Source organism: Ruegeria sp. F5, assembly GCF_056533845.1.
Map to the genome: position 1 here is coordinate 42,740 of NZ_JBQFOU010000015.1, position 21,656 is coordinate 64,395.

The following is a 21,656-nucleotide window of genomic DNA, read 5'->3' on the forward strand; positions in this document are numbered from 1 at the left end:
TTTTTTGAGTACGGGTGTTAGTCATTTGCAAAAAGATACCGTTCCTGTCGTAATTATCGGTGGCGGTCCTGCCGGGTTGACTGCAGCCCACGAGCTTCAGAAACTTAGTGAGACGCATGTTCCCAAGGTCTACGAGGCCTCGGATATGGTCGGCGGCATTTCCCGCACCGAAACCCATAAAGGCTATCGCTTCGATATCGGTGGCCACCGGTTTTTCACAAAAGTGCGCGAAGTCGAGGACATGTGGCATGAGGTGATGGGTGATGATTTCATCACCGTGCAACGCCTGAGCCGCATCTTCTACCGCAACAAATTCTACGATTACCCGCTGCGCATCTTTAATGCCCTTGGCAATATAGGCCCGTATGAGACCTATAAAATCATCGGCAGTTTCGTGAAATGGAAGCTGCGCCCCAAGCCGCAGGAAGACACTTTTGAAGAATGGGTGATCAACCGCTTTGGCGGACGGCTCTATATGCATTTCTTCCACAGCTACACCAAAAAGGTCTGGGGCATTCCGCCATCGGAAATCCGGGCCGACTGGGCCGCGCAGCGGATCAAGAACCTGTCCCTGCCCAAGGCGGTCTGGAACGCAATTTCCGGTGCCAATGACACCGCCAGCCTGATCGAGGAATTCCAATATCCCCGTCTGGGCCCCGGTATGATGTGGGAAAAAACCCGCGATCTGATCCGGGAAAGGGGCGGCAGCGTCAAGATGCGGTCCGAAGTGGTGCAGGTGAACCGTGATGGCAACCGTGTCACCTCGATCGATGTACGCCATTGGGACGAAAGCGGTAACAAAACAACCGAGCGGGTCGAGGGTGAGGAATTCATCAACTCGATGGCCGTGCGCGATCTGATCCATGCCTTTGATCCGCCCCCGCCGCCCGAGGTTGTCGAGGCCGCCGACCGTCTGAAATATCGCGATTTTCTGATCGTGACTCTGGTGCTCGATCACGCCGATCCGTTCCCGGACAACTGGATTTACATCCACAGTCCCAAGGTAAAGGTCGGGCGCATCCAGAATTTCCGCGCTTGGTCCAAGGAAATGCTGCCTGACGAAAATACTTCGTCCATCGGGATGGAGTATTTCTGTCAGAAGGGGGACGGGCTGTGGTCGTCTTCCGATGAGGAGCTCAGGGAACTTGCCAGCCACGAACTGGAACAGCTGGGCCTGGCCAAAGCGACGGATGTCATAGACTTTAGCGTGATCCGGCAGCCCAAGGCCTATCCGGTCTATGACGGCGAATACAAGGAAGCGCTGGATACCGTTAGTGATTGGCTGAAGACGCTTGAGAACTTCCAGACCGTCGGCCGCAACGGCCTGCATCGATACAACAACCAGGACCATTCCATGCTGTCCGCCATGTATGCGGCCCGCAACATCATGGGCGAGGAAAACGACGTCTGGGATGTCAATGTCGAACGATCCTACCACGAGGAATTCGAGGCTAAGTCGAAAAAGAAAACCTCTGATGCAGCGTTTGAGAAAGGAAGCCGTACTCGAATGAGCGGGTGAGCTTCAGGGCTCACCTGAGCAGGCTATTTTGGGCACGTAGCCTGCTGCGTTTCGAAAGGACGGATTGACCGGAACTGTGAAGCAATTTGGATATTTTGTCTTGCTGGCGTTTCTGGTCGGCATTGTCTGGAGTGGACAGGATATCGCAGGCCCGATAGCGGCAAAGGTCGCGTTTGCAGACGGGCCATCGCCCTATTTCATTGCCGGCGATGCGCTGTTTTTGTATGTTTGGGTGCCTCTGGTGGCGGTGTCGGCCTCGGCGCTTATTCTCGCCCCCGGTCTGCTGCTGGCGCTGGGAATTGCCCGGCCCGATGACCGTTTCGAACTTATCCTGCTAAAAGGATTTACGCTCTCGCTGTTCGGCGTATCCACGCTTGCGGCCATCGTCCAGGCCCTCAGCGGCATCCAGATGACGGGAACGGGTTTTATCCTGCTGACCGCTCTGCTTTGTCTGCCCGGGATTGCCTTAACCCGGGGAAAGACTGCGTCGGACATCTTTCGGGGCCGGGGGCTGGATGTGGCTGGCATGGTGCTGCTGCCCCTGCTGGTCTTGCTGTTGCTGACGCCCAAATTCTATTGGGAAGCGCTCAACGATGACGGGGCGCACAGCCTACTGAGCGCGGCCCTGTTCATCACCCGTGGCCTGCCGTTCTGGCCGCCGGATTCCGGGCCGCTGACCAGCTATCCGAACCCGAAAATGATGACCGAGGTTTTCCTGCAAACCAGCTTTATTCGGGTGTTTGGTTCGTCCGAAGCCGCCCTTCGGTTCGCGTATCTGCCCGGCGTGGCGGTTCTGTTCGGCGTGACGCTGGCCTTTATCCGGGAACCGGATAACCGCACGACCGTGTGGTCTGTTTGCGGGCTGGGTGCGGGCTTGCTGCTGTTTTCTTTTGCGATGGCGTTTAACCCATCCTACAACCCGTATTTTGCCGATATCGCCATGCCGATGACGCGTGAGCCGCTTATCCTGCTTGGGGTTCTGGGCTATATCCTGTTCTTCCGTGACGGGAAATTCGGCTGGATGGCAGGTGTTTCGATACTGGCCCTTTGCACGGCACCGAACGGCATTCTGCTGATCGGGTTCTTCCTGATGGCGCATCTGCTTTTGGGCCGGTTCCAGCCCATCAGGCAGGTGATCCTGGGCGGGCTGATTGCCCTGGCGGTTTTGATGCTGACCTCTTTGGCCATGGCCGTGCTTGAAAAAACGGGCCTGACAGGTGTTTCCGGTGAATTCAGCACAGGCGCCATTCTGCGGCGTCTGCGCTATGTGACGATATTCGATACACATCGGTTCTTGTTCTGGCTGTTGCCCTGCGGGATTTTACCCGGTCTGGCGCTGTTGGCGTGGCGCTGGCAGGACACGCTGTCCAGAACGCTGACGCTGATGACGGTGGCCTATGTTCTGTTCTTCTACGTGCAGGCCTATCGCATTCTGCCGCATCATTTCGCCCCGGTGATTGTGTTGCCGCTGATCGTGTTCTGGCGATTGCGCCCGGTTCAGGCTGCCCCGGCCCCGGCATTTGCCCTGGCGCTGGCGGGTCTTGCCTGCGGTGCCTGGCTCAGCTGGCCCGAGACACTGCGCCCTTTTACCGTGACCCGGGATCTGGGGCAGCGCATCGCGATTGAAATCGAAGCCGACCCGTTTTTTGACCTTGATGAGATCCGGGTCACGCCGACCCTGATCCGGAATGCTTTCCCCCCGGTCTGGTCCGACGCCGAGTTGCAGGACCAATACGTGGCGGGAAGCGTCTCGGTCTATATCTATGCGCGGGGGCCGGTTCCGGCTGGCGTCACGCCCAACTATTTCGTCCGCATGGAATCCGCGCCCTTGGCGGCGGGTGAAACAGTGCTGGGTGACGCTCTGGACGGCAGAGTTCTGGTGACAAATCATTTGCCCGCCTATGAGGCGGATATTCGCAATGCGGATGCCCCGGTCAGCATTGCGCCTGCGTATCAAGTGCCGCTGGAAACGATTTTTGGCCGCGGCGCCCAGAACGGTTCGCGCCAGGTCTGGGATGTCGCAAAGCTGTTGGGGGTCAGATAGCCGGACGGCCTATTCCTGACGAAATGTCTCTTCGCGCTCGTCGTAATACAGGACGGGACGGCCCGGAAAGGCTTGGATCACGGCCTCATTCGCGTCGCCCCCCAGATCCTTGGCGTAGACCGGTTTGTCCAGCGGGAACCACGGATCGTTGAAGAACAGCGCCGAGGCGAGCTGACTTCTGAGTTTAACAAGCACAAGCGGCTGGGCTGTGCCTTCGGTTTCGGGCAGCACGACAGAGCGGTAGTGATCGTCATAGGTACGATGATCATGATATCTTGTGACGCCCCGATAAGACAAAAAGACTGTCACGGAAAACAAACACAGAATAAGCAGCACGGCGTTCAGCTTGTCCGGTGCTGACGCAAGACCGGCGGCTTCCAACCGGGTGCCGGTTTCCAGAACCCCTTTGGCGCTCAGCAGCACCAGCGGCGCGATCATCATGAACCAGTACCGGGGGCCCACGTAGAAGCTGGCGACGAACCAATACAGGGCGTGCGCACCGGCGACGACGATAATGATCGCAAGCATCATCCGGTCTGTTGCATCGATGCGGCCATAGATCAGCAGAACCCAGACAAAGACCAGCGATCCGATCCCCCAGCCCATGAAATCGGTATGCAGCGCGCTGATATTTGTCAGCGTGTTAATCGCACCTTCGAACAGGGAATGCTCGTGCGGGCGCAGTTCCATATGGCCCCAGCCTTCCGGCGCGCCGATGTTCTGGCCGAAGCCAAAGGCGTTGGAGCCATCAATCCAGACCCGGTGATAATAGTCCGACAATGTTGTCAGCAGCGGATCGCCGGTGAAGTAGTAATTGTAGAAAAAGATCAGGCTTCCGGTTGCAATACATCCCGCGCTGTAGCTGATCACGGTCAATGGGTGGCGCAGAACACCGCCGCGCCACAGCAGGAACAGACCGGTCAGAATGCCAAGCAGCAGACCATCGAGATTGCGGGTCAGAAATAGCCATCCCAGCGCCAGCCCGGCAACAAAGACCGGCAAAACAGCCCGTTTCAGCTCACCTTCCTCGGCGCGCAGGATCAGAAACCACGCCAGCAAAAGCAGGAACAGCGCGAATGTATGCGCCATCAGAGAGGCCGACATCGCAATGAACCAGGGGGACGTTGCCAGGATCAGGGTGCTGATGCTGGCCGTGCGGTCATTCGTTAACCGTTGCACCACTCCTTGTGCCAGAAAGATGGACGCCGCGCCCAGGATCGGGTTCACCAGCCACGGCGCGCCCAAAAGAACCCCCAGCGCCAGGATCGCAGGCCAGCCGGGTGTGAAGACCGATATCCAACGCCCGTTATGATGGTCGAGCAGATAGTGTTCAAAAGCTGCCCGAGGGCCTTCCGGCAGGGCCGGTACATGCAGGGCACCGCCCGCATAGGTCTGGGCCTGAAACATATAGGCAAGCTCATCCTGAACATGGGGAACCCGTTCAAAGGCGAACCATTCCAGCACCAGCGTTGCAGTCAGAAAGACAGCTGCCATACAGCCTGCCCATCGCCAGCCCGTGGGCAGCTTTACCCCTTTGGGCAAGGTGGCGGCGAACGCGTTCAACGTCACCAGATTGATGAGCACAAGGATCAGCCCCGCCACAAGCTGAAGGACATATACGTCGATTTCGTTCAGGCGCAGATGGTTGAGGATCGGCACGGTGAACGCGCCGCTGAGCAAAAGGAATACAGCGGTGCGTTTTGGCCCCAAAGCGCCAATAACCTGCGAGATTTTGGTGCCACCTGAATGTCTGACCAGCACAAAGGCGGAAAGGACGGCCTGCCCGACAATTATGGCATACATCGCCATTTCGATGACCGATCTGGGCGGCAGGCGCAGGGCCGGGTACCAAAGCGGCTGCGTCACATAAAGCTGCGAGGCCCCGCCCACAAACAGAACCAGCAGCATCAGGCCCGGCAGTGTCAGATCCCTCAGCGCAAAAAGCGAAAAGACGGCCAGCGACAGCGCCATCATCAGCACCCACCAATGCGCAAGATCGCGGACACCGGACAGGGCCCCCTGTGCGGAACCGGCGAAGATCAGCACCGCCGCCAGTCCTGCAAAAGCGGCAAGCACAAACCTCAACCGTCGTGACGGCGCGGGCGATGAGTTCATGAAAACGGTCATGCGCGTGAAGGCTGATTTGATGCGCTGGCGTTTTTGCTGTTTAGGCGCAGAACCGTGTCAATGACCGCCACCAGAAACAGCAGCGCGCCGATGGTCGCCAGACGCGAGCTTGGAAAGATTTCGACCCCCTCCACATGGAAGGCCCAGACATCGACAAGATTCTCTGACCGCCAGATCAGCAAGGCCCCAAGCCCGGCGAACAGGGTGCTGACGATCCGCCCCCTGAACAGCAATGCAATCGGGGCGGCCAGCAGCACAAAGTCGTAAATATGCAGCGGGGCCAGCGCGACGATGGCGGCGCTCGCCAGTCCGAAAACCTGCCAGCTGTGTTCGTTGGCGTCGCTGGCCCGCGTCAGCCGGGTGGGGCCGTAACACAGCGCCAGAATGATTACGAGCGTGATGACCGTTGCCGCAGAGCTGCCGATATCAAGGCCCGTGAACTCCCATATGATCAGCCGCAGGCCGGTCATGGATTGCGGCAGGTTGGCGATTGTAAAGCCGTCATAGGCGGCCAGATTGCGGAAGAAATCCAGAATGGTGCCGGGGGCGGTGAAAAGCGACGGCAGCGTCAGAAGAACCGAAAGAAGAATGGCCATCAGAACCACTTTCCGGGACTGCGCATCGAACAACAGGTACAGCACCACGAAGGGCGCACCGATCTGCGGTTTCAGCAAAACCAGCGTCAGCCCCAAAGCATCGAAGAAGAAGCGCCCGCTGACGCGACCCCAGAGCATCAGGGTAATGCCAAGCCCTGCAACCAGCGTTGTCTGGCCAACGGAAAACAGGATCGCCGTTGCTTCGAGGATGGCCAGAAGAAAGAACAGCACGCTGAAGAGGGGGACATAAATCTGCCCTCCGATGAATTCGGCAAGCATATGGCTGCGCTCGGGAAAGGCGGTTGTGAAGGCGCTGGTCAGCAAGCCGCACATGGCGATGACAATGCCAAGGCCGAAGATATTCCAGACGACATTTGCCGTGTTCAGGTCCAGTGCGCCCAGGGGTGTGGCAAACACCCACCATGTCGGCGGATAGGGCCACAGAAACGGGACATGCCCGACATCGATATTGGCTTCCCCATGCGCCAGATAGGTTGGCCCATAGGGATTTATGCCTGCATGCCACATATCACCGGCCACCCAGATGAACCGGAAATCATACCCTGCGGGCAGGGCGGACAATTGTGTGATCTTCAGCAGCAGATAGGCCAGCGCCAAGGCACACATGAGCAGCGAAAGACAAAGGGTGACGCGCCGGGCAAGAACGGGGCTCATGAACAGGCGTCGCGGTGTGCTGTCCGGGGTCTTTCCGGGCGAGGCTGTTGCTCTGTCAATTTTGTCCATGAAAAACCGTCACCATTAAACCGCCCTTGTCCGGCGTAAATTACGATCAACCGTGTAACGGGCCTAAAAACACATGGCCTATCCTAAAGCATGCGGCTCAAAATCAAAGTATTGTCGGCTGCGCCGAGGCAGAAATGCAAAGCGCTGAGTGCTGCATGCACATTCTGTGGGTTTTCGGGAAATTGTTGCCATAGGCGCGATCAGGCCCGCCAGCTGCTCAGATCGTGGTCTAGCAGGTGTTCCAGATCCTCGATTTCAGGCAGCAGCCTTTCGCGCAGGATCGCGCGGGCCCGGTCCGGCATCTCGACCTCGCGTTTGAGGTTGAACTGCGACAGGCGGTCCCTGATTTTCCAGCGCAGCTCCTGCGACATGACACGGGCGATCATGCCGGTGATCGGGTTGGGTTTCATCAGAAAATCCTGAAACAGACGGCTGCGCGGCACACCGCCTGCATTGACCCGCGATGACAGATCGGGTCGGAAACTGGTGTCGGCCCCGATAAATGCGGTGATGTTGTCCAGGACATCTTCCGGGTCGTTCTGAAAGTCTTCATAGGTGCGGATCAGGAACTGGCTGCGGTCGAACAGGTTGAAATAACGCGACAATTGCTGTGCATAGAGCGGAAAGCGGGAATATCCGAACAGGGGCTGCCAGCCTGCGGCAAGGCGCTCGTCTTCGGCATCCAGCGCTGCGGAAAAATCCTCCAGCGGCTCGATCCGCTGCTTCACCGCATAGAGGTAATGGGACAGGGCCTGATCAATCGGATTGCGCAGAATGACCACCATGCGCACCTGCGGGATGCGGCGGTGAATACGCTCTGGCGCTTTGGGGGCATACAGATAAAGCGGTGACGCCTCACCGCAGACCGTGCCTGCCGAGGCATCGGCAAACAGGGCGTGATAATCCCCGATCTGTGTGACCGAGTTGTTGACGTAATCCGCGCCCGGGCCCGCGAAATTCAGCGGCTCCCCCTCGAACGCGAAGAAATTCGGCTCTTTCGCCGGGGGCATGAAGATGCTCGGGTTTTGCCGCAGATAGCTATACAGCGCCGTCGTCCCGGCCCGTGCGGCCCCGAGGATCAGGAAATCCGGCATCCGTGCCGCGTGACCTGTAGCTTCAGTTCCGAGTGACATGGAGTTTCTGCTTCTGCCCCAACACGTGATATTCGAACAAGCACCAGACATAGATGGTGGCCGAATAGACGTAGTAGACCTGATGATAGAGCAGGCATTTGAACGCGAACCACGGCCCGCCATGCCCCGCCATCGTACGCACCAGATCGAAATTGGCGACCAGAGCCGCCGCAAGCAGCAGCACGGGCAGGGGCCAGGCCCCCGGCCAAAACGGCAAAGCCAATATCGACAGCAGCAGCAAGCCCGCAATCGCCGCCCGCGCCCGTTCGGCCATCGAGGTGTTCAGATCATCCGTCAGCCCTTCGCGCGAAATCATCAGCCGGGCCCAGGGCAGGGCGCGGCAATAGATGTCGGTGCTCAGGCTGTTGCGCATGGTCCAGACTTTCAGGTGTTTGCCCTGCAACAGCGGTTCCACAAGGATGCGGTATCCGGCATTGGCGATCCGGTAGCCCAGTTCGATATCTTCGATCGAGGGAACTTCGTAGGTTTTTACATCGAAGCCGCCGACCTCGAGAAACACATCGCGCCGGATGGCCCCGCACCCGGCCCAGAAGGTCCGCGCCTCGCGCCGGGCACGCTGATGGTGATAGCGGTGCAGCAGGTTCTTGTAGCGTGAAAACCACGACTGCCCGTCCGGCGCATCGTCATACGAGCCAAACACCGCCGCGACATTGTCCCCGGACATGGCCCGGCGGATATGCTCCGGCCCGTCAGGCCAGGCGATGACGTCGGAATCGACGAACCACAGGATGTCCCCGGTGGCGTGCTGTGCCGCCAGATTGCGCGCCGCCCCCGGCCCGCCATTGACCGGCGTTGTCAGAACCGTCGCGCCCATTTCACGCGCCAGCGCTGCGGTGCCGTCGGGGGATTGATCGTCCACAACCAGCACCTGCTGCACCTGACTGGCGTTCAGCATTTCAATCAGGGGCGTCAGGACGCGCGGCAACAGATGCTCGGCCTTGTACGCGGGCATGACGACACTGATGGACAGAGACTGATCCGACATCACAAATCCTTTTTGGCGCCCTGCACCCTTACGACAAGAAGAAAGACTGCAGTAAACGGCAATAACCACATCACACGCGCGCCATAGCGGTCCGCCGGCTGTGACACGCCACCGCAAACCAGCGCGTTGACCGCAATTCCGATCAGGATGAACAGGGCAAACAGCTTGATGTCCCGTGGCACGCTGCGCGGTATCAGCAACAGAACCACGATGACCGCAAAGGATGCAGCATAGAGGGTGCCGTGCAGAATATCGGCCGCTGCAATCCACCCGCGATCCTTCGACAACAGGCCACCCTGAATCATATCCACCTGAGAGTCTTCCAGCCGGGCAAGGTGGCGGGCATTGTCCAGCGCCTGCTCGGTCGGGATCGTCATCCTGACGCTGTCACGCAGGATTTGGCGATAGCCGTTCTCGGCCAGTGCCAGAGACGTGGCGACGGGGCGCGAAAGAAACACCGACTTGGCGAATTTGCGCTGTGAAAGGGCAACGTTTTTCTGGTCTTCCGCTGACATAAGCCGGAATGACCCAAGCTGGGGGGAGCGTTCGAAAATGATATGCGAAGCTGTCAGCCGGTAGGGGTCATCGGACCACGAAAGCGCCTCGTGCAGGGCGCAGGTCGGAATGTTTTCATCCGGGCAAACCTCGTTCAGATAGTCCATGCCCGGTCCATCGACGATCAGCCGCGCGGTGATATGGGGGGTATAGACGACCTCTTTGTCCGTTCTGGTTTCCACGGTGATCTGAAAGGCTTTGCGTTCGGCGACGGCAAGCGCAAGAACCATCACAACCAGCGTCACGGCCCGCCCGCGCCCCGGACCTTTGACAGTCAGAGCGGCCAGAATGACAAACGGCACCATAAGCCCCGCAATGGCCAGATGCGACGGGTGTGAAACGACGGAAAACGCGGCCAGACCCGACATCAGCAGCAATTCCCAAACCCGCATCGTGCGGCCGAACGCTGTCAGCGCCGCTATGACGATCAGCAGAATGGGCGCGAATATGTCCGGCATCATATAGGCGATGTAAAAAGGCAATGAGGTGATGGCGGCGGCCAACAGCGGCACTGTAGCCAGCAGGCTTGTGTTCTGGCATTCCTCCAGCGCCCGGTTGGCCGCCCGTACCAACAGCCAAACGGCCAGCAAAACCCCCGCCAGATGAAAGAGCGGAATGGCCGTAAGGGCATTGGCGCGAAAGAACAGGGCCATGACCAGACCGTAGATCAGCGACCGGGAACCGGTTGCTGTACTGTCCTGATCCGCGCGCATCCCGCCAGCCGCGCCGCCGCCTTCGTTAACCGTCGGCAAAAGGGTGTTCAGCGCCACGTTGCCCTGCCGGATATAGCTGCCGGTGTCGTAATAATAGAGAGGACCGCCATTGATCAGCAGCGCTGACAAGCAGGCAAGCACGGCCAAGGCAAGCAGCAGGAATACCCCAACCCTCCAAGATGATTTATCAGAGGGAACCGATACGTTCATATCCGTTCTACAGCGCTCTCCGCTGCCACAGCTACGCGCTGGAAATAAGCAATGGTGGCCTTCAGCCCATCCTCCAACGCCACCTGCGGGGTCCAGCCCAGTTGTTCGCGGGCGCGGGTGATATCCGGCTGGCGCTGGATCGGGTCGTCCTGCGGCAGCGGGCGCATCACCAGTTCGGATTTCGATCCGGTCAGGCGGATCACGGCTTCGGCCAGTTCGCGGATGCTCATCTCGACCGGATTGCCCAGATTGATCGGCCCGGTGACGTCCTCGGGGGATTCCATCAGCTTGATCAGCCCACCGATCAGATCGGACACGAAACAGAAGGACCGGGTCTGGCTACCATCGCCGTAAATGGTGATCGGCTCACCGTTCAGGGCCTGCATGATGAAATTGGACACCACGCGCCCGTCATCGGGATGCATGTTCGGCCCGTAGGTGTTGAAGATCCGCGCCACTTTGATCGGCAGGTTGTGCTGGCGGTAATAGTCAAAGAACAAGGTCTCGGCGCAGCGCTTGCCTTCATCATAGCACGAGCGCGGCCCGATCGGATTGACGTGGCCGACGTAATCCTCGGTCTGCGGATGGATTTGCGGGTCGCCATACACTTCGGAGGTCGAGGCCTGCAGGATGCGCGCGCCAACCCGCTTGGCCAGTCCCAGCATGTTGATCGCCCCATGCACCGCCGTCTTGGTCGTCTGCACCGGATCGTGCTGGTAATGAAAGGGCGAGGCCGGGCAGGCCAGATTGTAAATCTGATCCACCTCGACATAGAGCGGAAAGGTCACATCGTGGCGCATGACCTCGAACCGGGGATTGTTCAGCAGATGGTACAGGTTCCCCCGCCGACCGGTGAAAAAGTTGTCGACACATATAACCTCGTGCCCCTGTTCCAGCAGGGCTTCACACAGGTGCGAACCCAGGAACCCGGCGCCTCCTGTTACCAGAATCCGCTTGGCGTTCAGATGCATGTCGTTGTGGTCAAAATCAGACGCGTTCATCAGCGTTCTCTGCAGTTAAGTCCCGACCGGCCTCAGCGCGTATCGGTTTTCTAAAAACGGCCAGACACTACAAACGAATAAAATACAGAATTCGGCTGCAAAATTGAGTGCCCGCACTCAGTATGTACATCTTGTCCGACGCTACACGAAGTTTTTGGGGTGACGAAGAATAAATATGAAAGCGTTGCGGATTTCATGATTTTTTCCCGCCGGATGCAGCCCTCGGAACCCGCCGCTGACAGGGAGTGCAACAATCCGGGAATCGCATCGATATTGTTCCGAACACGTCAAAAGACGCTGCGTTGAGCCCGCTGGATTCTCTGAAAGAGGGCGGGCAGGGCAAGGGCCGGGATTTGCAGGCATGAGTACATTCTATTGCTGCGGGAATCAGCCGGCGGGCCAAGCGCACATAGCGGAAGGTCGTTCGCAATCGAGAAACAGTGCTCGCCCTAATCGGTTATTGGGGGGCTGAAATCATCTAAGTAAACACAAAAAAACCATATTTTCGATAAAAGCACTCGCGTCCAAGTGACAAAATATGTAATTGTTAAATTGATCTTAACGGGTGCCGTTGAGGGCTGAACTTTTTGCGGTGCGCCACATTAATGAGTTACGAGGGTGGGAATAATGTTCAAAACCTTAAAGACAATGGCGTTCGCTTTGGCAGCCGCTGTATTGATGACCGGAACTGCCAGCGCCGTGACAACGGTGACAACCGGCGGCGGTCCTTACGACATCACGTCCGACAGCCTTTTCATCGGCACAGCGACAAGCCCGGGTGGCCCCGGCTCGTACTCGGTGGATTTCTTTTCGCCCGTTGATCCGCTGGGCGGAAAGGCAAACGCGTCGGTTACGATCAATGTGTTCGGCCTGTTCACCGGCCTGACCATGAGTTGGGTCGATACGGCCAACCCCGGCGGTGTGCCATTTGCCACGGCTACGATCCTGGGCAACGGCTTCCAGACGACGCTCAACACGATCTTCAGCAGCGCAAGCACCAGTCTGAACCAGACCCTGGTGTTCTCGTGGGCGTCTTCGGCCACTCCGACAAATGGCGGCAATATCGGCTTCGACTTTGACGTAGCTGCGGTTCCGCTGCCTGCCGGTGGTGTGCTGCTGCTGACCGCGCTTGGCGGGCTGGGCCTGATGCGCCGCCGCAAGATGGCGGCCTAAGAACAGCTTCATAAGCGATGTTATGGTAAAAGGGCCGGTAGACGGCCCTTTTTTCATGCCCGGGGTCAGATTTTGCCGCCGGTCGCCTGCCGCAGCATCCAGATCATGCGCGTGCATCTCAGCCGGATCAGCGTCACGACAGCCTTCAGGGTCTCGCCCGGTGACGCCAGCTTGCGGCTTGCCAGAACTTTGGGCGTATGCACCACCGCACTGGCGGGCATGGCCAGACCGCGCAGCGCCCATCGCAGGCGTGCGGCCAATCCGCCGCCGTTCAGCTGATAGGCTTCCTGCGTTGTCCGCCGCCATTTGGTCTTGAGCGCGGGCCAGTCCTGCCGCGACGGATGGCTGACCTTGAACCGGTCTTCATAGATCAGAGAATACCCGCGCGACACCGCCCGCATGGTCCATTCCCGATCTTCCGACACACCGTTGATAAACCCGCCAATCGCGTCGAACACATCGCGCCGGGTCAGCAGATTGCCCGCGCCGGAAAACCCCTGAACCTCGATATATCTGCGGAAGTTGAAGGCAAAAACCGCCTCGAACGCCTCGGCCCCGCTGCGCGGCGGCGGGGTTTCGTCAAAGACATCGACCCGCCCTCCGATCAGATCGGCCCGGTCTGCAATCTCACGGCCAACCGTCAGCCAGTCAGACGCGGGCACGCAATCGGCATCGATGAAAAACAGCCGCTGCGCCGTGGTTTCGGCCACGCCCCTGTTGCGGGCATGCGCGGCACCCTTCTGGGTTTCGGTTATGAACCGCACCTGGGGGAAGGTCTGACTTATCCCCTCAAGTGAGACCGGAGAGGCATTGTCCACTACCACGATCTCGGTGTTGGCGATGTCATTTTCCATCAACGCCCGCAGGCAGCGTTCCAGCCTGGGAAGATCGTTGTAATGGGGAATTATGACCGCATCTGCCGGGCCCGGATCAGTAAGAGCCGTACTCATAGCCGAAAGCCTCGCTGATATAGCGGCATTTGGTCAGCACGATACCCATGACCTTTGTCAGTTCCGCCAGCTGCTGTTCGGCCACATCGATATGGTCGATGCTGGTTTCCTCGGCCGCACCCAACAGCAGGGCGCAATCAACGTTCTTGAGAAACCCGTGGCTGTCGTCGCTTGCCATCAGCGGCGGGGTATCGAACAGCATGATGTCCGGCTGGTACTCTTCCTCGATTCGTTCCAGCGTTTCGATCATTGCCCGGCTTTGCAGAACCTCGGCCGGATTGCGTGTCGAGGAATAATTCAGCCCGAAGATGACATTCTGACCATGGCGCAGCGCATGCTGATGAAACGAGATGTCACCGTGAATGACATCGGCCATGCTGTAATTGCCCGTCTGCCGCAGGATCTCGGCCAGCCCCATGCGCCGCATGTCGAAATCAATGACGATCGTGCGCAGGTCCTTCTGCCGGCCCAGACTAAAGGCCAGATTGGCTGTGGCCGTGCTTTTGCCGCAGCCGCTATAGGGGGATGTCAAAGCCACCCGACGCCAACCGTTGGCCTGAATCTGCTGCAGCATCTTTGTCCGCAACATGTCATAGGGCGCGGCCTCGGCACCGCCGTGATAGGCAATCAGGCGATTGCGCGTAATCAGGCGCTGTTCAATCTGCAACTCGGGCAGAGCATCCCAGGCCCCGCCCCGGCTTTCCGGTGGAACTGGCTGCGGTGCTTCGGGCGGCACGGGCGGTTCTGGCTGGCGGTTTGCGCGCTCATCGCGGGCTTTGCGAATTGCCTCCTGAAGACGGTCCATTATGCCCTATCCAATCCTGTAGAAGCAAAAATCACCAATAAACCTCCAACTTGTCGATCACTTTTTCGGCGATTAGGTCCAGCGGTAAGTAATAGGTATGTACGGCCCAGACAGCTGCGGGCGTACCAATCAGAATGGCCAGAATCACTGCAATCCAGGCGACCCGGCGTCGGATCATCTCGCCACGGGAGGGCGCATAGGGAATGGTCGCGATCGGCCAGACATCCAGCTTGTTGATCAGGTCTTCGGGCCGGCGCACGGATCGGTTCAGAAGCTCCAGCAGCACAACCAGGGCCGTGCCGAGCAAGATCCCAAAGGCAATGCCCCCTGCGGCAATGAACATGCGGTTGGGTTTGGTCGGCGAACTTGGTGCCACGGGATATTCGATCACCGAAATGCGCTGACCCTGCGATGTCACTTCAATCCGCTCACCGGTCGATGCCGCAGCCAAACGGTCGACAGCGTTGTTGTACTGGGCCTGGATGTTGTCATGATCCCGCTGCAGTTCCGCCAGCGTGATCGCGTTGGCCGGAGTCTGGTCGATGGTCAGCGTCAGCTTGGCAAGGCGATCCGCAATCGCAACCCTCTGATCCTCCAGCGCCGAGATTTGGGAATCAAGCTGGGCCAGTTGCAGGTCCAGCGATGAGTTGCCTGTCTGAGGGTTGACTGGCACGGTATTGGTCGCCTGCTCGGCGGCCACCGTCTTTTCCAGCTGCGCGATTCTGGCCCGCAGGAGTTTGATCTGCGGATTGGCTTCCGAATAGATCGCAAGCTTCGCGTCAAGCTCGCGTCGCAACTGCTCCAACTCCAACTGCGCAGTTGTTTGGTTTTGTGGTGCTAAGTTACCGATCTGACCGGTCGAATTGTAGAACTCCAGCAGATTCTCCCGCTCAGTTTTTTTTGAGAAAATCTGCTGATCCGTTTGTTCGAGATTGGTCTGCAACGCCCCTTGCTGCGCCAGCCGGAACTGCAGGCTGCTGGGCAGGGCACCGGAGTTTTCTCTTTCGAATTCCAGAATGCGGGCGCTGCGTTTGTCCAACTCGTTGCCAAGGCGATCCACTTCCTGCTGGAAAAAGCTCAGCGTGTCCGATGCGCGCCCTTTGCGGTAAGACACGTCGAGTTTCTGGATTTCCGTCAGGTATTCATTGAGCACTCCAGCGGCAATCTGACCGGACCGGGCCTCGAAAGAAATGCTCATCAGGCTGGCCTGGTTCAGACCCGAGTTGATGCGGATTCGGGTGCTCGACCGCATCGTGTCAACGATCTGATCCGGGGTTGCTTCGTCCTGATTGGGCAATACGGAAATCTGGCGGGCGATATCCAGAAGGACCGGCCGTGTAAGCAGGCGCTGTTCAACGATCTGCAACTGTTCGCCGGCCGAGGTATTGACGGTGCTGGCCGCAAGGTTGCCCGGAATCTGCGGCGATTCAACGATAAGCCGCATCTGCGACACATATGTCGACGGCAAACTCATCGCGATGATGACGGACGTCACCGAAACAACCAGCGCCACAACAAGGAAATACGGGAGCCGCCTCAGAAAAATGGAAGAATAGTAACGAACCGGACCCATTTCAGTCTATCAGCTCCTTCTCAAGCGAGTTGCCACCAAAGAACACACCATCCTCGACCACCTGATTGACGACGCCTTCATCCACCTTGTCTGACTCACTTGTCCAGGCATAAAGCAGGGCGAAATCACAAAACTGGTTCACAAGACGCGGCACACCGCGTGTCTGCTGGAAAATCATCTTGCAGGCGTCTTCCGTGAACTCTTCGCCCGAGCCGCCGGCGATCTTCATTCTGTGCTTAATATAGCGTTCGACCGAGGCCTCATCCATCCGTTCCAGATGAAAACTTGCGGCCACCCTTTGCGTCAGCTGACGCATCTTGGGGTCCAGAACCATGTCACGCAGCTCGGGCTGGCCGACCAGAACAAGCTGAATCAGCTCATCCGTGTTTGCGTTGATGTTGGTCAGCATGCGGATTTCTTCCAGACCTTCGACGGTCAGATTCTGCGCTTCGTCAAAGATCAGAATCACCCGGCGTCCTGCGGCATATTCCGAGACCAGAAAATCCTGCAGTGCCCTAAACAGCTGCACATAGGTTGCATCTTTCTCGATCGGCAACCCCAGAGCGTGCAACACCCATTGCAACAGCTCTCCGCGCCCGCCCTGAGCGTTTGAGATCAGCCCGACTGTGATCGATTGCTCCATCTCGCTCAAAAGATGCTGAACCAGAGTTGTTTTTCCCGCCCCGATCTCACCCGTCAGCACGGTAATCGGTGCGCAGCTCATGACGCCGAATTGCAGGACCGAATAGCCCCGCTTGTGAAGCGGCGACCAATACATGAACCCAGGGTCCGGAAGCAGTGTGAAAGGCCGCCGGTCAAGCCCGAAGAAATCTAGATAAAACCCGTCGCTGGACGCCATTGCACCACGGTTGCCTTCCGCTTTGTCAAACCTGATCCTGGCCCCCCTGAGATCACTCGAAATCGCACCCTGAACCACCAGTAAACCCTTATACAACGCAGATTATCACATGAACTAATAAAGCACTTGGTAATTACTCTGCCATAAAATCAAGATAGCGAGCATCACTAAAATTCACAGCCTCCAAATTGACGCTTTGGCCCTCTCAATCCGATGAAATCCAAGCCATTGTTTCCTCGATGCCTTTACACAGGCTGCCTAAATGAGCGGCACCGAGTCTCTGAAGACGTCGCCCGCCAGAAATGCATCTGATTTCCGAAATTGGAACCAAAACTGCCAAGCTTTACCCATTATCCATCATTTCGAACAAATACCCCGCATGCGTTCCCCGGTTGGCATAAATTTTTTGCGTTGGCGGCCTTCGGCAGGTCCGGTATGTCACGAACTTGGGACAACCCCTTTTATGATTAATGTTTTGCAAGCGGGCAGGAATTTGTTAACACTTGGTAAAGGGGGTCTGCCTGTGATGTGAGCAGAGGCAGAACTTAAACAGACATAAAAATATAATACTTTTCGTATGTAAGTAAGTTTGAGGTTGAGCGTAGTAAGTTCCTGAGTTTGGTAAGTGGTTCTTTGGTATGAGTTGTGTGTTGGGGGTTTAAATAGTGACAAGTCATTCGGAAGAGGTGGCCAACGCTGGCGCGGGCTACCCTAACATCTCTGTTATGCGGGCCCCGACACAGTCTTCGGGGTTTTACAGAAGCACAGGGAAACGCGTTTTCGACGTGGCATTCGTGCTGCTTACGATACCGTTTGTCGTGCCGGTGGTTCTGGGCCTTGCTGTATTTCTGGCCTTTCAGGGCGTTACGCCGTTTTACCGGCAGGAGCGGGTCGGTAAGAACGGCCAAGTATTCAAACTGCTGAAACTGCGCACCATGGTGCATGACGCCGAGACGGTGCTGAAGGACCATCTGGCGGCCAATCCCGATGCGCGCGCGGAGTGGGACCGGAACCAGAAGCTGCGCAATGACCCGCGCATCATCAAGTTCGGCTCATTCCTGCGGAAATCCTCGATGGATGAGTTGCCGCAATTCTGGAACGTGCTTGTGGGTGATATGTCCATGATCGGTCCCCGCCCGATGATGGTGAACCAGCAAAGCATATATCCCAGCACAACCTACTATTCGATGCTTCCCGGCATCACCGGGGCATGGCAGGTTTCAAAGCGGAACAATTCCTCGTTCGCCGAACGTGCGCATCACGATACCGAATACTGGAAGAACATGTCTTTCACCTCGGATATTTCCATTCTGGTGCGGACGGTTTCCGTTGTGCTGCGCGGCACCGGCTGTTGACGACCTGACCCGCTGCCGGGTGTAATCAGGCCAACCCCCTTTCCTTCGGCACCGGGTAATGAGCATGTCAATCATAAGAAGAATGTCCCTTGTGGCCGGCAATCGTCTGGCGATTGTCTTTTTTGCCTTAGCTCTGGTTCTCAGCGCCTGCGACTCGGCCGAAGAACGGGCCGAAGCGCATTTCCAGGCCGGTCTGGCCCATCTGGAAAACGGTGATGTCGAACGCGCGCTGGTCGAATTCAGGAATGTCTTCAAGCTGAACGGCCAGCACAAAGAGGCCCGTCTGACCTTTGCCCGGATCGAGCGCGACCGCGGCAATATCTCGGTCGCATACCGGCAATATCTGCTGCTGGTCGAGCAATATCCGGACAACCTTGAAGGCCATCGCGCTTTGGCGGAGATGGCCCTGGGAATAGGGAACTGGGAAGACCTGCGCCGCTATGCCGGGGCGGCAAAGGACCTTGCGCCGGATGACATCGAAATCAAATCGCTCAACAACACGCTGGCCTACACCGATGCGGTCAAGGCCAACAACGATGCCGGGGCGGCCCGGACCATCGACACGGCCCACAAAATCTTGAATGACCGCCCCGACCTGATGACCGCGCGGCAGATTGTCATCGATGATCTGGTCCGGACCCAGGATTGGGCGGCTGTGCTGGAGGAAACCGATACGGCCCTTGGCTTTGCCCCGGAGCAAAGCAATTTATATGCCATTCGGCTGCGGGCATTGCAGGAGTTGCAGAAACCCGACGAGATCGAAAAGCAACTGATGCAGATGCTGCAGATCTTCCCCGAAGATACCAGCGTGCAGCAGATGCTGTTCGAACATTATGTCGACCAGAACAATCTGAATGCTGCCGAAGGTGTTCTGCGCGATCAGGCAGACCCGCAGGCACAGGATCCGCTTTCGACACAAAGGCTCATCACGTTTCTGTCAGAACATCGCGGCTCTGACGTGGCGATTGCCGAACTGGATGACATCATCGCGATCGGCGGGGCCAATGCGCCGCGCTTCAGGACCATGCGGGCGGCGTTGAAATTCCAGCTCGGTGACACGCAAACCGCGCTTGACGAGATGCGGGAATTGCTTGAAGGTGCCGAACGCACCACCCGGACCCGCGAAAGCGAAGTGGAACTTGCCCGGATGCTGTTGATTGTCGGCGAGCCCGACGAGGGGCGGGCCGTGATCGAAAGGGTTCTGGCCGAAGACCCGACACAGACCGAAGCGGTCAAACTCAAGGCCGCCTGGCTGATCGAGGAAGAACAAACCGGCGATGCGATCGTGCTGTTGCGCGAAGCGCTGCACCAAACCCCACGGGATTCGCGGTTGATGACCCTGATGGCCCGTGCGCATGAGCGCAACGGCAACCGGGAACTGATGGGGGAAATGCTGGCGCTTGCGACAGAGGTGTCCCAGAACGCGCCGGAAGAGACGCTGAACTATGCCCAGCATCTGGTTACAGGGGGCGATCTGGAAATCGCCGAACGTATTCTGATCGACGCCCTGCAGCAAAATCCCGAGAACCCGGATTTGTTTCTTGCACTCGGCAGCGTCTATCTGAACCTGCAGAACTGGGAACGGCTCGAGGTGGTGCTGAACACCGTCCGCGCCCTGGACAACCCCGATGCGCTGCGGCGGTCAAACGAACTCAGGGCACAGATGCTGGCGACCCAGGAACGCAAGGATGAACTGGAAGCCTTTCTGCAGGAATTGGCAAATGACCCTGAATTCGGGCTGTCCGCCGACATTGCCCTTATCCGGCTGATGCTGACGCAGGGCGACGTGGCCGGGGCCACCGAACGCCTGAATGAGTTGCTTGCCGAAGACCCGGACTCGCTGATCCTGCGGTTTGTGAAAGCCCACGTCCTGACTGGTGAAGGCAAGTTCGACGACGCCGAACTGCTCTACCGCGCGATCCTCAAGGATCACCCGGATGCGGCCCGCGCCTGGACCTCACTGTTTTCGCTGCAAATTCAGCGCGAACAGCCCGAGCAGGCCCGCGCCGTGCTGGATGAGGCACTGGCCGCCTTGCCCGAGAACCCGGACCTTCTGATGCTGCAGGCGGCAGAGCACGAACGCGCCGGCGAGCTGGATCAAGCGATTGCGGTCTATGAAACGCTGTACCCGCTCAGCAACCGATCTCTGGTCGTGGCCAACAATCTGGCAAGCCTTCTGACGACCCACCGCAGCGATGACGAAAGCCTTGAGCAGGCACAGAATCTGGTGCGGCGGCTGCGCGGCACAAGAATACCCGCCTATCAGGACACCTATGGCTGGGTCGCCTATCGGCTGGGCCGCTATGAAGAGGCGCTGATTTATCTGGAACCGGCGGCCAGAGCTTTCCCGGATCAGCCTCTGGTGCTTTACCATCTGGGCAAGGCCCTGGCCGCGGTTGATCGGACAGACGAAGCCATGCGCGCCTTCCAGGCCGCCCAAAAGACCGGGATTGCCCTGGATATTTCCCCGACGCTCGAGGAGGAAATCGAACAATTGAGCTCGGCAAGCGTCGCTGGGCAATAAAAAAGAGCGCTGTATTTCTGCCGCATCTTGCCCTCTTCAAACATCCTGTGGATTGTCTAGAAAGTTGCTGACAGGCATAAACGAAGAGAAAAAGTGAAAGATTTGAATATGCGTACAGTTATCGGATCATTGATCACTCTTGTCATTGCCATGGTCGTGGCAACGGGATCATGGGCGCAAGGCTCATATCAAATCCAGCCGGGCGATGCGCTTCAGGTCGAGGTTCTGGAAGATCCCACCCTCAACCGGACCGTTCTGGTTCTGCCCGATGGCTCTATCAACTTTCCCCTGGCCGGCTCATTGCGGGCCGCCGGGCAATCCACCAACGGGCTAAGCTCGTCTTTGTCTTCGGCGCTGGCCAGGAATTTCAACACACCGCCGACCGTATTCATCTCGATCGCATCGCTTGCACCGCCTCCGTTACTGGGCGGGCTGGCCCCCACCGGGCCGACGATCGAGGTCTTCATAATGGGCGAGGTCAACGTACCCGGAAAGCATCTTGCGACCGAGGGAACGACCATTCTTCAGGTTTTGGCGCAGGCCGGCGGCCTGACCAATTTCGCGGCCCGTAAGCGCATCGAATTGCGCCGGGCTGACACTAAAACAGGCGTGATGAACAGATATACCTACAATTACAACGGCTCGGGCGGCGGTATTCAGGGCAATACAGTACTTAAACCCGGAGACGTCGTTGTCGTGCCAGCACGCCGCTTGTTCGAATAGGGGCTATACAGGTGGGGAAATCCAGGAACAGGCTGTCCACCGCACT

General features: G+C 58.1%; 16 protein-coding genes. 6 read left to right on the forward strand and 10 right to left on the reverse strand.

Going from position 1 to position 21,656, the window contains the following annotated elements; translation table 11 throughout:
• The first annotated feature begins 25 nt into the window (after nt 1-25).
• Both ACR0K1_RS19480 and ACR0K1_RS19485 read left to right on the forward strand, forming a co-directional pair.
• The gene (locus tag ACR0K1_RS19480) at nt 26-1,519 is read left to right on the forward strand and encodes an NAD(P)/FAD-dependent oxidoreductase (RefSeq protein ID WP_480851566.1); all 1,494 of its coding nucleotides are present in this window, start codon (nt 26-28) and stop codon (nt 1,517-1,519) included.
• A gap of 76 nt (nt 1,520-1,595) precedes the next feature.
• The gene (locus ACR0K1_RS19485) at nt 1,596-3,563 is read left to right on the forward strand and encodes a hypothetical protein (RefSeq protein ID WP_480851568.1); all 1,968 of its coding nucleotides are present in this window, start codon (nt 1,596-1,598) and stop codon (nt 3,561-3,563) included.
• Between the two features lie 9 nt (nt 3,564-3,572).
• Here ACR0K1_RS19485 and ACR0K1_RS19490 read toward each other — a convergent pair whose 3' ends face one another.
• The 6 genes from ACR0K1_RS19490 to ACR0K1_RS19515 all read right to left on the reverse strand — a co-directional run bounded on the left by ACR0K1_RS19490 (nt 3,573) and on the right by ACR0K1_RS19515 (nt 11,648).
• Entirely contained in the window at nt 3,573-5,678 is a 2,106-nt protein-coding gene (locus tag ACR0K1_RS19490) for a glycosyltransferase family 39 protein (RefSeq protein WP_480851569.1), read from the reverse strand.
• Between the two features lie 8 nt (nt 5,679-5,686).
• Nucleotides 5,687-7,030: a glycosyltransferase 87 family protein gene (locus tag ACR0K1_RS19495; RefSeq protein WP_480851570.1), complete on the reverse strand. Its 1,344-nt coding sequence runs from the start codon at nt 7,028-7,030 to the stop codon at nt 5,687-5,689.
• 200 nt (nt 7,031-7,230) lie between these two features.
• Nucleotides 7,231-8,163 (reverse strand): sulfotransferase family protein, encoded by a 933-nt coding sequence (locus ACR0K1_RS19500; RefSeq protein ID WP_480851572.1) that lies wholly within the window; start codon nt 8,161-8,163, stop codon nt 7,231-7,233.
• Entirely contained in the window at nt 8,147-9,169 is a 1,023-nt protein-coding gene (locus ACR0K1_RS19505) for a glycosyltransferase family 2 protein (RefSeq protein WP_480851574.1), read from the reverse strand. The genes ACR0K1_RS19500 and ACR0K1_RS19505 overlap by 17 nt, the downstream gene beginning before the upstream one ends.
• Entirely contained in the window at nt 9,169-10,566 is a 1,398-nt protein-coding gene (locus ACR0K1_RS19510) for a hypothetical protein (protein ID WP_480851575.1), read from the reverse strand. The genes ACR0K1_RS19505 and ACR0K1_RS19510 overlap by 1 nt, the downstream gene beginning before the upstream one ends.
• A gap of 77 nt (nt 10,567-10,643) precedes the next feature.
• On the reverse strand, nt 10,644-11,648 hold the full coding sequence (locus ACR0K1_RS19515) for a UDP-glucuronic acid decarboxylase family protein (RefSeq protein WP_480851576.1): 1,005 nt from the start codon (nt 11,646-11,648) through the stop codon (nt 10,644-10,646).
• A gap of 627 nt (nt 11,649-12,275) precedes the next feature.
• Here ACR0K1_RS19515 and ACR0K1_RS19520 point away from each other — a divergent pair.
• Nucleotides 12,276-12,821 carry a VPLPA-CTERM sorting domain-containing protein gene (locus ACR0K1_RS19520; RefSeq protein WP_480851577.1) on the forward strand — a complete coding sequence of 182 codons (546 nt, stop codon included), beginning with the start codon at nt 12,276-12,278 and terminating at the stop codon, nt 12,819-12,821.
• Between the two features lie 65 nt (nt 12,822-12,886).
• Here the strand turns inward: ACR0K1_RS19520 and ACR0K1_RS19525 are convergent, their stop codons facing one another.
• The 4 genes from ACR0K1_RS19525 to ACR0K1_RS19540 form a co-directional block, all read right to left on the reverse strand.
• The gene (locus ACR0K1_RS19525) at nt 12,887-13,771 is read right to left on the reverse strand and encodes a glycosyltransferase family 2 protein (RefSeq protein WP_480851578.1); all 885 of its coding nucleotides are present in this window, start codon (nt 13,769-13,771) and stop codon (nt 12,887-12,889) included.
• Complete coding sequence (locus tag ACR0K1_RS19530; protein ID WP_480851580.1) at nt 13,752-14,576, reverse strand: CpsD/CapB family tyrosine-protein kinase; 825 nt, start codon at nt 14,574-14,576, stop codon at nt 13,752-13,754. The genes ACR0K1_RS19525 and ACR0K1_RS19530 overlap by 20 nt, the downstream gene beginning before the upstream one ends.
• A gap of 31 nt (nt 14,577-14,607) precedes the next feature.
• Nucleotides 14,608-16,089, reverse strand: coding sequence for a GumC family protein (locus ACR0K1_RS19535; RefSeq protein WP_480851582.1), 1,482 nt, complete (start codon nt 16,087-16,089; stop codon nt 14,608-14,610).
• 61 nt (nt 16,090-16,150) lie between these two features.
• Nucleotides 16,151-16,927 carry an ExeA family protein gene (locus ACR0K1_RS19540; RefSeq protein WP_480851584.1) on the reverse strand — a complete coding sequence of 259 codons (777 nt, stop codon included), beginning with the start codon at nt 16,925-16,927 and terminating at the stop codon, nt 16,151-16,153.
• A gap of 806 nt (nt 16,928-17,733) precedes the next feature.
• On the opposite strand from ACR0K1_RS19540, the gene ACR0K1_RS19545 reads away from it, so the two are divergent.
• From ACR0K1_RS19545 to ACR0K1_RS19555, 3 genes are all read left to right on the forward strand, one after another.
• The gene (locus ACR0K1_RS19545; RefSeq protein WP_480851642.1) at nt 17,734-18,363 is read left to right on the forward strand and encodes a sugar transferase; all 630 of its coding nucleotides are present in this window, start codon (nt 17,734-17,736) and stop codon (nt 18,361-18,363) included.
• An 82-nt stretch (nt 18,364-18,445) separates the two neighbouring features.
• The gene (locus ACR0K1_RS19550; RefSeq protein WP_480851585.1) at nt 18,446-20,887 is read left to right on the forward strand and encodes a tetratricopeptide repeat protein; all 2,442 of its coding nucleotides are present in this window, start codon (nt 18,446-18,448) and stop codon (nt 20,885-20,887) included.
• A 108-nt stretch (nt 20,888-20,995) separates the two neighbouring features.
• Complete coding sequence (locus tag ACR0K1_RS19555) at nt 20,996-21,610, forward strand: polysaccharide biosynthesis/export family protein (RefSeq protein ID WP_480851587.1); 615 nt, start codon at nt 20,996-20,998, stop codon at nt 21,608-21,610.
• The last annotated feature ends 46 nt before the right edge of the window (nt 21,611-21,656 follow it).

Bases quoted from the DNA above. Each gene is read 5' to 3' on its own strand.
- ACR0K1_RS19555 (WP_480851587.1), top strand. From the start codon at position 20,996: ATGCGTACAGTTATCGGATCATTGATCACTCTTGTCATTGCCATGGTC.
- ACR0K1_RS19495 (WP_480851570.1), bottom strand. From the start codon at position 7,030: ATGGACAAAATTGACAGAGCAACAGCCTCGCCCGGAAAGACCCCGGAC.
- ACR0K1_RS19525 (WP_480851578.1), bottom strand. From the start codon at position 13,771: ATGAGTACGGCTCTTACTGATCCGGGCCCGGCAGATGCGGTCATAATT.
- ACR0K1_RS19550 (WP_480851585.1), top strand. From the start codon at position 18,446: ATGTCCCTTGTGGCCGGCAATCGTCTGGCGATTGTCTTTTTTGCCTTA.
- ACR0K1_RS19490 (WP_480851569.1), bottom strand. From the start codon at position 5,678: ATGAACTCATCGCCCGCGCCGTCACGACGGTTGAGGTTTGTGCTTGCC.
- ACR0K1_RS19530 (WP_480851580.1), bottom strand. From the start codon at position 14,576: ATGGACCGTCTTCAGGAGGCAATTCGCAAAGCCCGCGATGAGCGCGCA.
- ACR0K1_RS19540 (WP_480851584.1), bottom strand. From the start codon at position 16,927: ATGTATTGGTCGCCGCTTCACAAGCGGGGCTATTCGGTCCTGCAATTC.
- ACR0K1_RS19505 (WP_480851574.1), bottom strand. From the start codon at position 9,169: ATGTCGGATCAGTCTCTGTCCATCAGTGTCGTCATGCCCGCGTACAAG.
- ACR0K1_RS19500 (WP_480851572.1), bottom strand. From the start codon at position 8,163: ATGTCACTCGGAACTGAAGCTACAGGTCACGCGGCACGGATGCCGGAT.
- ACR0K1_RS19520 (WP_480851577.1), top strand. From the start codon at position 12,276: ATGTTCAAAACCTTAAAGACAATGGCGTTCGCTTTGGCAGCCGCTGTA.
- ACR0K1_RS19515 (WP_480851576.1), bottom strand. From the start codon at position 11,648: ATGAACGCGTCTGATTTTGACCACAACGACATGCATCTGAACGCCAAG.
- ACR0K1_RS19545 (WP_480851642.1), top strand. From the start codon at position 17,734: ATGCGGGCCCCGACACAGTCTTCGGGGTTTTACAGAAGCACAGGGAAA.